Annotated in this window: 11 protein-coding genes; 8 read left to right on the top strand and 3 right to left on the bottom strand. The window is 50.8% G+C overall.

Annotated elements, in window-relative coordinates:
- The first annotated feature begins 126 nt into the window (after nt 1-126).
- The 3 genes from ppiD to QWJ20_RS05170 all read left to right on the top strand — a co-directional run bounded on the left by ppiD (nt 127) and on the right by QWJ20_RS05170 (nt 3,015).
- Nucleotides 127-2,007, top strand: a complete 1,881-nt coding sequence (ppiD, locus tag QWJ20_RS05180; RefSeq protein ID WP_095698764.1) for a peptidylprolyl isomerase — start codon at nt 127-129, stop codon at nt 2,005-2,007.
- A 138-nt stretch (nt 2,008-2,145) separates the two neighbouring features.
- Nucleotides 2,146-2,511, top strand: a complete 366-nt coding sequence (locus QWJ20_RS05175; RefSeq protein ID WP_095698765.1) for a helix-hairpin-helix domain-containing protein — start codon at nt 2,146-2,148, stop codon at nt 2,509-2,511.
- 105 nt (nt 2,512-2,616) lie between these two features.
- Nucleotides 2,617-3,015, top strand: coding sequence for an acyl-CoA thioesterase (locus QWJ20_RS05170; protein WP_039485489.1), 399 nt, complete (start codon nt 2,617-2,619; stop codon nt 3,013-3,015).
- Nucleotides 3,016-3,111: 96 nt separating this feature from the next.
- On the opposite strand, the gene queC is transcribed toward QWJ20_RS05170, so the two are convergent.
- The 3 genes from queC to QWJ20_RS05155 all read right to left on the bottom strand — a co-directional run bounded on the left by queC (nt 3,112) and on the right by QWJ20_RS05155 (nt 5,692).
- A complete protein-coding gene (gene queC, locus QWJ20_RS05165; RefSeq protein WP_039485491.1) occupies nt 3,112-3,807 on the bottom strand; it encodes a 7-cyano-7-deazaguanine synthase QueC in 696 nt (231 codons plus the stop codon).
- Nucleotides 3,808-4,015: 208 nt separating this feature from the next.
- A complete protein-coding gene (locus QWJ20_RS05160) occupies nt 4,016-5,092 on the bottom strand; it encodes a PLP-dependent cysteine synthase family protein (protein WP_433992010.1) in 1,077 nt (358 codons plus the stop codon).
- A gap of 156 nt (nt 5,093-5,248) precedes the next feature.
- On the bottom strand, nt 5,249-5,692 hold the full coding sequence (locus QWJ20_RS05155; RefSeq protein WP_433992009.1) for a hypothetical protein: 444 nt from the start codon (nt 5,690-5,692) through the stop codon (nt 5,249-5,251).
- Nucleotides 5,693-5,973: 281 nt separating this feature from the next.
- On the opposite strand from QWJ20_RS05155, the gene QWJ20_RS05150 reads away from it, so the two are divergent.
- The 5 genes from QWJ20_RS05150 (at nt 5,974) to amtB (ending at nt 12,078) form a co-directional block, all read left to right on the top strand.
- The gene (locus tag QWJ20_RS05150) at nt 5,974-6,435 is read left to right on the top strand and encodes an Lrp/AsnC family transcriptional regulator (RefSeq protein WP_433992008.1); all 462 of its coding nucleotides are present in this window, start codon (nt 5,974-5,976) and stop codon (nt 6,433-6,435) included.
- A gap of 78 nt (nt 6,436-6,513) precedes the next feature.
- Nucleotides 6,514-8,283, top strand: a complete 1,770-nt coding sequence (locus QWJ20_RS05145) for a SmdA family multidrug ABC transporter permease/ATP-binding protein (RefSeq protein ID WP_119888082.1) — start codon at nt 6,514-6,516, stop codon at nt 8,281-8,283.
- Nucleotides 8,276-10,054 carry a SmdB family multidrug efflux ABC transporter permease/ATP-binding protein gene (locus QWJ20_RS05140; RefSeq protein WP_433992007.1) on the top strand — a complete coding sequence of 593 codons (1,779 nt, stop codon included), beginning with the start codon at nt 8,276-8,278 and terminating at the stop codon, nt 10,052-10,054. Before QWJ20_RS05145 ends, QWJ20_RS05140 begins: the two co-directional genes overlap by 8 nt.
- 359 nt (nt 10,055-10,413) lie before the next feature.
- The gene (gene glnK, locus QWJ20_RS05135) at nt 10,414-10,752 is read left to right on the top strand and encodes a P-II family nitrogen regulator (RefSeq protein ID WP_039485501.1); all 339 of its coding nucleotides are present in this window, start codon (nt 10,414-10,416) and stop codon (nt 10,750-10,752) included.
- A gap of 39 nt (nt 10,753-10,791) precedes the next feature.
- Nucleotides 10,792-12,078, top strand: coding sequence for an ammonium transporter AmtB (gene amtB, locus QWJ20_RS05130; protein WP_433992006.1), 1,287 nt, complete (start codon nt 10,792-10,794; stop codon nt 12,076-12,078).
- Nucleotides 12,079-12,145: the final 67 nt, after the last annotated feature.

Below are 12,145 nucleotides of genomic sequence, written 5' to 3'. Positions count from 1 at the left end.
AAAACGTGGCGGGCAATAAGCTTAAATGCGCCCTAGCCTTGTATTGGGCTATAGCAATCGCAAGGATGCATGGCTCCGGCCAGCGCAGGGAGTTTTATCCATTCTACAGCGGAGTGTTGTCACATTATGATGGACAATTTACGTACGGCCGCGAATAACGTCGTGCTCAAAATTATTCTTGCTTTGATCATCGCATCATTCGTTCTAACTGGCGTTGGTGATTATCTTATTGGTGGTTCAGGAGATTACGCTGCAAAGGTGAACGGGCAGGAAATTACCCGCGCACAGCTTGAGCAGGCGGTACAGAACGAACGCAGTCGTCAGCAGGAAGCCTTGGGTGAGAATTTCTCTCTTCTGGCGAGTAATGACGGCTACATGCAGCAATTGCGTAGGCAGGCACTCTCCCAACTCATTGATGAAACCTTGCTGGATCAGTATGCCAACAAGCTGGGACTGAACATCAGTGATGAGCAAATCAAACAGGCGATCTTTGACGTTCCTGCGTTTCAGACCAACAACCGTTTTGATAATGAAAAGTATCTGGATCAGGTTCGTCGCCTTGGCGTCACACCGGATATGTATGCTCAGATGCTGCGTAAACAACTGACTTCACAGCAGTTGATTCGTGGCTTTGGCAATACCGCGTTCCTGCTGCCGCAGGAGATCGATAATCTGGTGAAACTGGCTGCACAAGATCGTGTTGTCCGTGTTGCAACCATTGATATTGCTGCCAAGGCGAAAGCGCAGACGGTTGCTGACGATGAGATCCAGAGTTATTACGATCAAAACAAAGGGAATTTCATCGCACCAGAAGAATTCAAAGTCAGCTATATCTCGCTGGATGCGGCAAGCATCATGGACGGCGTGAAAGTAGACGATGCTGCCATCAACGATTTCTACGAACAGAACAAGAGCGATTATTCCCAACCTGAGCGAAAAAAATTCAGCGTTATTCAGGTGAAGAATGAGGCCGATGCAGCGTCTGTTCTGGATGCGCTGAAGCAAGGTGGTGATTTCGCTACGCTGGCGAAAGAAAAATCAACGGACGTTATCTCGCGCCGCAACGGTGGCGATCTGGGATGGATGGACGAAAACAGCATGATTGATGAGCTGAAGCAGGCAAAACTGACGGAGAAAGGTCAGGTTTCCGAAGCGATTAAATCATCTGTTGGTTATCTGGTTGTGCGTCTGGATGATGTTCAGCCGCAGCAGGTCAAACCGCTGAGCGAAGTGCGTGCCGAGATTGCTGAGAAAGTGAAGCACGAGAAAGCGCAGGATGGTTACTATGCGCTGCAACAAAAAGTCAGCGAAGCGGCCAGTAACGACAACGAATCTCTGGCTTCAGCAGAAGAAGCGGCCGGCGTGAAAGCAACGCAGACCGACTGGTTTACGCGTGAGAAAATTCCCGCTGCGCTGAACTTCCAGCCGGTAACACAGGCTATCTTTAGCGGTGCGCTGTTGGGCGAAAACGGTGCTGCGGGCAACAACTCCGATGTGATTAACGTCGACGGCGATCGTGCTTTCGTTCTGCGCATCACTGAGCACAAGCCTGAAAGTACTCGCCCTCTGGATCAGGTTCGTACCGAGATCGTAGAGACGCTGAAACGTCAGAAAGCTGAACAGCAGACTCGTGTAGACGCTGAAAAAATTCTGGCTGAGCTGAAACAAGGCAAAGACGACGCGCTTAAAGCTGCAGGTCTGAGCTTTGGTGAGGCAAAAACGATGTCTTCTATCTCTCAGGGTGATGCAACGGCCGAAGCAATCTTTGCTATGCCGCATCCAGAGAAAGATAAGCCATCTTATGCGATTACTCAGGATCAGGCTGGTAATGTCGTACTGGTCGCGCTGGATAGCGTGACGCCACATCAGCTAAATGATGAGCAGAAAACACAGTTTGCTAGCCAGGTTCAGCAAGGTTCTCTGGGTGCGCTGTTTGATTCTCTGCTGTCCAGCTTGCGTAGTGAAGCGAAAATCAAGATGGGCAATGCGGCGCAAGAACAGCAATAAGCTCCGCAAAAATTTGCAAATCGTTGCAACAACAAAAGGCCGCTTTCGCGGCCTTTTCCACATTTAAATTCTGCTGTTTGCGGTGTTGATGGGTCTGCGGCAAGGTAGCCGTGCTGTCACACACAAGGAGGAAACAGCATGAAAAAATCAGGAATAAAAGCACTGTGTTTAATCATCGGAATGAGTTTGTCTGGGTTGCCATTACTGGGGCAGGCGGCACCTAAAGCCGCCGACAGTACGGCGACAGTGGTGAAGTCTGCGCCAGCAGATCAGAAAGCGGAAAAAGCAACGCTTCCTGATGGTGACGAGGATAAGGTAAGCATTAATGCAGCAAACGCTGCTGATTTGGCGGAAATAATGAACGGTGTCGGCCTTAAAAAGGCGGAAGCGATCGTTAACTATCGTGAGCAAAATGGTCCTTTTACTCAGATCGATCAATTAACTGAGGTCCCGGGAATTGGGGCTGCGTTGGTTGAGCGAAATCTCTCTCGTTTAAAACTGTGATATCAGTCGCAGCCCAGTCGAGCACTTCCTCTGGGCTGCGAACCTCTGCTAGGCTAATTATCAGGTCATACCAGTTGTTAGTGTTGTCACAGGAGTATCACCGCTATGCAGACTTTCATTACCGTTCGTGGTTATCACATTGATGTTTATCAGCACGTTAATAACGCGCGCTATCTGGAGTTTCTGGAAGAAGCGCGTTGGCAATGGCTGGAAACGTTGCCCGCTTTTGGTTGGATGCATAGCAACAATATTGCTTTCGTCGTGGTGAACATCAATATCAACTATCGCAAGCCTGCCGTTCTCGGTGACGTGCTGCGTATTGATAGTGAATTACTGCAGATGAATACGAAGAGTGGCGTGATAAGTCAGAAGATAACCCGAGTGTCTGATGAAAGCGATGTGGCGGATGCCACGCTGACGTTTGTCTGTATCGATTTATCGACGCAAAAATCACTGCCGCTGGAGGGAGAACTGCTGGAACACCTAAACGAGATTCGCCGTTAACATGAAGCAGCAGGCCACTACCTGTAAGGTGTGGCCTGCTGTTTTTACACTGTGTGATGTTTCTGCGTGTCGGTTTCTGAATGGTGGAGTGAAGTATCAGCGTAATCCTGCTTTCTGCTTCAGCGATGCCATGACAGCCACGGAGTCATTTTGATACTGTGCAAGCCCGTTTGCTCGCAGATGGCAGGCGGCACACTGACCACACCCATCACCTTTGATGCCGTTATAGCATGTTAGCGTGTGGTAACGAACGGTATCGAGTTGCTGGTAATGATCCGCCAGCGCCCAGGTTTCGGCCTTATTAAGCCACATCAGCGGGGTTTCAAAACGGATATCGCGGGCAATACCTAAAACAATAGCCTGATTCAGTGCCTTGACGAATTCATCGCGACAATCTGGGTAACCGGAAAAATCAGTCTCACACACGCCGGTAATCACGGCTTCTGCACCAACCTGATAGGCGTAGATTGCGGCGAGCGTCAGGAAAAGAATGTTTCTTCCCGGAACAAAGGTGTTGGGGATGCCTTGTGCATTGGCGTCGTAATCGGGGACAGGGATGCTGTCACGCGTCAGGCTGCTGGTGGCGAGCTCATTCAGCAAGCCGACATCCAGAACCTTATGCGCCGTTGCACCCAGTTTCTGGCTGAGTTCCCGAGCGACATCAATTTCTGCGCGGTGGCGTTGCCCATAATCGAAGGTGATGCAGTGGACGTCATCATAATCTTGCAAAGCCTGAATCAGGCAGGTTGTGGAATCTTGTCCACCGCTAAAAACGACAACAGCACGCTTCATTCTTCATTCACCTTAACGCGACGTTAACCGCAATACGTCTGTAACGTACTGCGGTGTAAAGCCGCTATTTTACCTGAAAAGCTCTGTTAGCTGAAAAAACCTGTTATCTGAAAAGCGCGGTTATCTGAAAACCATGTTATCTGAAAACCATGTTACCTGGAAAACAGCCCACATTCAGCGCTGCGGCTGCGTGCGGAATACGCTAGCCTCACGTCAGGTTGGATTCAGGGGAAAGGTGAGCTATCTCTGGGGTGTTCAGCACACTGAGATAAGGGCTAATGTCACCGATATTTTTTTCTACCCAGTTGCTGTTGTAGTAGGTGTCCAGATAGCGTTCGCCGCTGTCGCAAAGCAGGGTCACAATCGCGCCTTTTTGACCCCTGCTCACCATCTCTTTGGCCAGTTGCAGCATACCCCAGACGTTGGTGCCGGTAGAGGCTCCCGCTTTGCGACCTAACACGCTTTCCAGCCAGTACAGTGTTGCAATACTGGCGGCATCCGGCACTTTGATCATGTGATCAATGACGTCAGGAATAAAAGAAGGCTCTGCACGCGGGCGACCAATACCTTCGATCCGACTGCCACATGGCCCTGTGATAGAGCGATCCCGCTGCTGGTAGCAGTCGTAGAAGACGGAGTTTTCTGGGTCGACGACGACCAGTTGCGTATCCAGGCCTTGATAGCGAATGTAGCGTCCGAGCGTGGCTGACGTACCGCCAGTTCCTGCGCTCATCACGATGTAGTCCGGCACAGTATGCGGTTCACGTGCCATTTGGCGGTAAATGCTATCGGCAATATTGTTGTTGCCACGCCAGTCGGTGGCGCGTTCAGCGTAGGTGAACTGATCCATATAATGGCCGTTCATCTCTTGTGCGAGCTGTTCGGATGCGGCATAGATTTGTCCCGCCTGCTCGACAAAATGGCAGCGCCCGCCATAGAAAGCGATTTGCTCGATTTTCTTTTTTGCGGTACAGGAAGGCATGACGGCGATAAACGGCAGGCCAAGCAAACGTGCAAAGTAGGCTTCTGAGACGGCGGTGCTGCCGGATGACGCTTCGATAATCGGCGTGCCTTCTTTAATCCAGCCATTGCATAGCCCGTAGAGAAATAAGGAACGAGCCAGGCGATGCTTCAGGCTGCCGCTGGGATGCGTGCTTTCATCTTTGAGATAAAAATAGATACCCGGATAATCCGGCAGGGTCAGACGGATAAGATGCGTATCAGCTGAACGCTGAAAATCTGCTTCGATAGCGCTGATGGCATTTTTAACCCAGGCATTGGTCATGATGAAAACTCGGTTAGGCAGTGATGCGAATAGAGTAACGAGTTTTCAGGATAAAAAGGTTATCTTTTTATCTCTTCATGACCAATTTAAAGAAAATATTTACTCTTTATTTCTGGTTTTTTGGGAATATTTTCCATCCCCCTGGCTGGGGGATGCTTACCCAAAAAACATGGCGATGGCTGCTGCTAGCGCAACGAGAGCCATTAAAGCGAATGCCATATTGATGGCACTGATAATGAAAGGGAATGCGATCACAGCGATACCAAGCATGGCTGCGCTCATGCAAGGTCTGGTGGATTCACGGCGAGCGAAGCCGAAAACAGCGAAAATTATCGCAAGGCAACCTAATACGGATGTTGCTGCAATGACTAACCGCTCTTCATTGAATGAGGATTGCTGTGGTGGTGTGGGGAGCGCTTTTCCCATTAATCTATCCAACGTGGTATCACGGATGGAGACAATTTTTTCTGCGATTCGCTCTTCAATCGGTACTTCTGGTGTTGATGGTCCGACCCAAAAGTAAGATACGGCAATCACTAATCCGATTGCGCCTAAAATCATACCTATAGTACTGAGTTTATTGTTTTTATCCTTTGTCATCGTTTCGCCACTCCTGATTGGCATAAAATACGTCACTGGCTGATGCGTAATGAATTGTAGAAATCAATCTGTCTGCTTAAGGTATCACCTTCTGTAAAAGGTAATGAAATTCCATATTATACAATCCATTATGATTTTTCATTATCGAATGGTGATGTGGTTTTTTGATGTTGTCAGTGAATATTGAAGGCGATTTTTAATGGGAAGAACATTGCTTTTCTCTCTTAATGGGGGAAAGTAGGGCAAGGTTTTCTATCGGCGGCGCTATATTGAGTAAAACTATGCTAGATAAAATTGATCGCACACTGCTGAATATGCTGCAACAGGATTGCACACTTTCACTACAGACGCTGGCCGATGCGGTTAATCTGACATCCACGCCGTGTTGGAAACGACTGAAGCGTCTGGAGGAGGAAGGAATCATCCGGGCTCGGGTGGCGTTGCTGGATAATGAACGCCTGGGGTTAGGGCTGACGGCGTTTGTCTTATTGAAGACGCAGCAGCACAACCGTGACTGGTATCAGACCTTCACTCGCGTAGTATCTGACATGCCGGAGGTGCTGGCTTTCTATCGTATGGCTGGCGAATACGATTACCTGATGCAGGTTCAGGTTGCTGATATGAAAAGCTATGATGATTTCTATAAGCGGCTGGTGAATGGTATTCCCGGGCTGGTCGATGTAACATCTAACTTTGCTATGGAACGAATCAAACATACCACGGCACTGCCCTTATCCCTGTGATTCATCGTATATCCGTCTTTTGTATAATCACTTGTCTGAGTCTGTCATGACCCGTTTGGCTATTGGAATGAAAACCGCGTGAGACTGTTTGCTCAACTGAGTTGGTATTTTCGCCGCGAATGGCGGCGCTATCTGGGTGCTGTTGCGCTATTGATTGCAATTGCCATTCTGCAATTGTTGCCCCCTAAATTGGTCGGCGTGATTGTCGATGGTGTAACGCAGCACGGCATGTCGATGACCGAAATGATGAAGTGGATTGGCGTGATGCTGCTGACTGCCGTCATGGTCTATCTGCTGCGCTATGTGTGGCGAGTGTTTCTGTTTGGCGCGTCATACCAGTTGGCGGTTGAGCTACGAGAGGATTTTTACCGCCAACTGAGCCGCCAGCATCCGGCATTTTATCAACGTCACCGAACTGGCGATCTGATGGCGCGAGCGACTAACGATGTTGATCGTGTAGTCTTTGCCGCCGGAGAAGGCGTGCTGACGCTGGTCGATTCGATGGTGATGGGTTGTGCCGTGCTGGTTGTCATGTGTACTCAAATCAGTTGGGAACTGACCCTGCTGGCGCTGCTTCCGATGCCAGTCATGGCGATTTTCATCAAACGCTACGGTACCCAACTGCATAACCGCTTTAAATCCGCACAGGCCGCGTTTTCTTCGCTTAACGATCAGGCGCAGGAAGGTTTGACCAGCATTCGGATGATTAAAGCCTTCGGGTTGGAAAACTATCAGTCCGCGCGTTTTGCGCAGGTTGCGGCAGATGCTGGTGCCAAGAACATGCACGTCGCCCGAGTTGATGCCCGCTTTGATCCCACGATTTATATTGCCGTCGGGCTGTCGAATTTGCTGGCGATTGGCGGCGGCAGTTGGATGGTGATTAATGGTTCACTGACCTTGGGCTTGTTGACCAGCTTTGTTATGTATCTCGGGTTGATGATCTGGCCGATGCTGGCGCTGGCCTGGATGTTTAATATTGTTGAGCGTGGTAGCGCGGCATATAGCCGTATTCGCCAACTGCTTGCGGAAGATCTCGTGGTGAAAGACGGTGAGGAATCATTACCTGCCGAGCGGGGCGTGCTTGAGGTGAATATCTCCGCGTTTCGCTACCCGGATAATACCCGTGATGCTTTACAACATATTCAGTTTACGCTGGCGCCGGGCAATATGCTGGGGCTATGTGGACCGACAGGATCGGGTAAAAGTACGCTGCTGGCGTTGATTTTGCGTCATTTCGATGCTCAATCGGGAGAGATTCGTTATCACGATCGTCCATTGAGCGCTATTCGGCTGGATGAACTGCGGAGCCGTTTTGCCGTTGTGGGGCAAATGCCCTTTTTGTTTTCCGATACGGTGGCGCAAAACATCGCACTGGGTCGGCCTGATGCTACCCAACAAGAGATTGAACAAGCGGCACGGCTTGCCAGCGTTCATGACGACATTCTGCGTTTGCCTCAGGGTTATCAGACAGAGGTCGGAGAGCGCGGCGTAATGCTATCAGGCGGTCAAAAACAGCGGATCGCGATTGCCCGTGCATTACTGCTGGATGCTGAAATTCTGGTGCTGGACGATGCGTTGTCTGCGGTTGATGGGCGAACGGAACATCAGATTTTACAGAATCTCAAAACATGGGGTGAAAAACGGACGGTGATCATTAGCGCACACCGCCTGTCAGCCCTAACCGAAGCGAATGAAATTGTGGTGTTGCAGCAAGGACAAACGGTGCAGCGTGGCACACACCGGACGCTGGCGGCACAACCTGGCTGGTATCGGGATATGTACCGTTATCAACAGCTAGAGGCGGCGCTGGATGATGTGCCGCAGTTGGAAGGAACGAAAAATGAATAGCCCTCAACAGTTTTGGCCAACCCTGAAACGTTTGCTGGCCTATGGCTCCCCCTGGCGAAAACCGCTGATGCAGGGCGTCCTGATGCTGTGGATTGCCGCAATCGCTGAAGTCTCAGGCCCCGTGTTGGTGAGCTATTTTATTGATGATTTGATAGCAAAAGGCCAATTCCCGCTGGCGATTGCGGCTGGTCTGGCAATGGCCTATATCCTGCTGCAAATTCTGGCAGCCTCGCTGCACTATTTTCAGACGCTACTGTTTAACCGGGTCGCGGTCGGTGTCGTTCAGCAACTGCGCATTGATGTGATGGATGCGGCATTGCGCCAGCCGCTGAGTACATTTGATACGCAGCCTGTCGGGCAACTGATTTCACGCGTTACCAATGACACCGAAGTGGTCAAAGACCTGTACGTCATGGTGGTGTCAACGGTATTACGCAGTGCGGCGCTGGTTGGTGCCATGCTGGTGGCGATGTTCAGTCTGAACTGGCAGATGGCGCTGGTTGCGTTGATGATTTTCCCTGCGGTAGCGACGGTTATGGTGCTGTACCATCGCTTTAGTACGCCGACTGTGCGCAAGGTACGAAGCTATCTGGCCGACATCAATGATGGTTTCAACGAAGTGATTAATGGCATGGGCGTCATTCAGCAGTTTCGCCAGCAGGCTCGCTTTGGCAAGAAGTTGGGCGCAGCCAGCCATGAACATTATGAAGCGCGGATGAAGGCCCTGCGTCTGGAAGGTTTCCTGCTGCGACCGTTGCTGAGCTTGTTTGCCGCAATGGTACTGTGTGGCTTGTTAATCCAATTTGGTTTCAGCTCAATGGGATCGGTTGGCGTCGGGGTCTTGTACGCGTTTATCAACTATTTGGGCCGTCTGAATGAACCGCTGATTGAACTGACAACCCAGCAGTCCATGTTACAGCAGGCGGTCGTCGCTGGTGAGCGTATCTTTGAATTGATGGATGGCAAAAAGCAGAGCTACGGCGATGATGATCGTCCTCTGGCAACTGGGCGCGTCGATATTGATGAGGTTTCTTTCTCGTATGGCACAGAAAAACGTGTGCTACAGAATATTTCTCTGGCGATACCTGAGCGCGGATTCGTCGCGCTGGTCGGACATACCGGCAGTGGGAAAAGTACGCTAGCCAGTTTGCTTATGGGGTATTACGCGCCGGATGAGGGCGAGATTCGGCTTGATGGCCGCCCGCTGTCGACGCTCTCTCATGAGGTGTTGCGCCAAAATGTGGCAATGGTGCAACAGGATCCGGTTGTTCTGGCGGAATCCATGTTTGTGAATGTAACGCTGGGGCGTGATATCAGTGAAGAGGCCGTCTGGCGCGTGCTGGAAGTGGTGCAGCTTGCCGAACTGGTTCGTGCTTTCCCGGAAGGATTGCACACGCGCATTGGTGAGCAGGGGAATAACCTGTCTACCGGACAGAAGCAGCTGCTGGCGATTGCGCGGGTACTGGTGCAAACGCCTAAAATCCTGATTCTCGATGAAGCGACGGCGAATATTGACTCGGGTACGGAGCAGGCGGTGCAAAAGGCGCTGCGCATTATCCGGGAACAAACGACCTTGATTATCATCGCCCATCGGCTTTCCACTATCGTTGAGGCCGACACGATTATGGTGCTCCATCATGGGCAAACCGTTGAGCGGGGAACGCATGAGCAACTGCTGCAACAGCAGGGGCGCTATTATCAAATGTATCAATTGCAGCTCGCCGGAGAGGATCTTGCCGCCACCAGCACGGAGCCTTGCCCTGCGCACTGAGACTTACCTGAGATAGTATCTCAGTCTGCACCGCCTTGTGTGGTGCAGACTGACAGTCTATTCATGGCTTCGCACCATCAATAAGCATCATGATTCAGGTTTTTCCCCCGCTGCACTGAAAATACTCGCCGTGCACTAAATTAGTGCAATTCTTGCCCGATTCTTCCTGCACTTCTTTCCCACCGGGTTTTCTTTTTGCCCTTTCTTATCGTTAATTGCGTTCTCTTTCCTGATTTGTGCCAGATAAATCATTTATGGCACACCCTTTGCTTTAGTCATGACGTAGACCTACTTCATAGAGCATGTAATCGAACAAGTGACGGGCGAAAGCCTGAACATAATGGCTAGGGGGAAGATAAATGAAACTGGTTACTGTGGTGATAAAACCATTCAAGCTGGAAGATGTACGTGAAGCGTTATCTTCTGTCGGCATCCAGGGACTCACCGTCACTGAGGTGAAAGGGTTTGGTCGTCAGAAAGGACACGCGGAGCTATACCGCGGCGCGGAATACAGCGTTAACTTTTTACCTAAGGTAAAAATTGATATCGCGATTGCAGACGACCAACTGGATGAAGTGATCGACGTCATCAGCAAATCCGCGTACACCGGAAAAATTGGTGATGGCAAAATTTTTGTCGCCGAGTTGCAAAGAGTTATCCGTATTCGTACGGGTGAAACTGACGAAGCCGCACTTTAACAACACCTAGCGTAGATACGTAAATAGGGATGGATGAAAATGAAAAAACTACTCTCTTCATTAGGTTTCGGTGTGGCGGCATTACTCCCGACCTGGGCAATGGCTGCGACACCGACTATTGATAAAGCGGACAACGCTTTTATTATGATTTGTACCGCACTGGTACTCTTTATGACTATACCGGGCATTGCACTGTTTTACGGCGGCCTGATTCGTTCTAAGAACGTACTGTCCATGATGACGCAGGTGAGCGTAACGTTCGCGATGGTCTGTATCCTGTGGGTGGTTTACGGATATAGCCTGGCCTTCAGCGAAGGTAATGCCTTCTTCGGTGGTTTCAGCACCTTTATGCTGAAAGGCATCGGGATTGAATCCATCAGTGGCACCTTCTATCAGTTCGTGCACGTGGCTTATCAGGCTTCCTTTGCTTGTATCACGGTTGCGCTGATTGTCGGGGCGATTGCTGAGCGTATCCGTTTCTCTGCTGTACTGATCTTCGTTGCGCTGTGGCTGACGTTCTCCTACCTGCCGATGACGCACATGGTATGGGGCGGTGGCTATCTGGCTGCGGATGGCGCGCTGGACTTCGCTGGCGGTACGGTGGTTCACATCAACGCCGCAGTTGCTGGGTTGGTTGGTGCTTACCTGCTGGGCAAACGTGCTGGTTTTGGCAAAGAAGCCTTCAAACCGCATAACCTGCCGATGGTGTTTATCGGTACGGCGATTCTGTACATCGGCTGGTTTGGTTTCAATGCGGGTTCTGCAGGTGCTGCGAACGGTATCGCCGCTCTGGCTTTCCTGAACACCGTTGTCGCAACTGCTGCTGCAATTCTGGCATGGGTTGGCGGTGAGTGGATGGTACGTGGTAAACCTTCTCTGCTGGGCGCATGTTCTGGCTGTATCGCTGGTCTGGTGGCAATCACGCCTGCAGCGGGTACGGTTGGCGTCGGCGGTGCACTGATCATCGGTCTGGCTGGTGGCGTTGCAGGCCTGTGGGGCGTAACGGTACTGAAAAGATGGCTGCGTGTGGATGACCCGTGTGATGTGTTCGGTGTTCACGGCGTGTGCGGTATCGTTGGCTGTATCCTGACTGGCGTATTCACCTCTGCATCACTGGGCGGTACTGGCTATGCGGAAGGCGTGACGATGGCACACCAAGTTTGGGTGCAGTTGTTCAGCGTGATTGTTTGTCTGGTGTGGTCTGGTGTGGTGGCATTTGTCGCCTTCAAGATCGCGGATATGGTTGTCGGCCTGCGTGTACCTGAAGATCAAGAGCGCGAAGGTCTGGACGTCAACAGCCATGGCGAGAGTGCTTACAACCAATAAGATCGCGTAAATTAATCAGTGAGATCGTTTGAGTACAAATAAACAGGCGTGGGGGAAACTCCACGCC

It is taken from the genome of Pectobacterium sp. S5, assembly GCF_051707265.1.
Lineage (GTDB): Bacteria > Pseudomonadota > Gammaproteobacteria > Enterobacterales > Enterobacteriaceae > Pectobacterium > Pectobacterium polare.
This window is presented reverse-complemented; position numbering and strand designations above follow the sequence as displayed.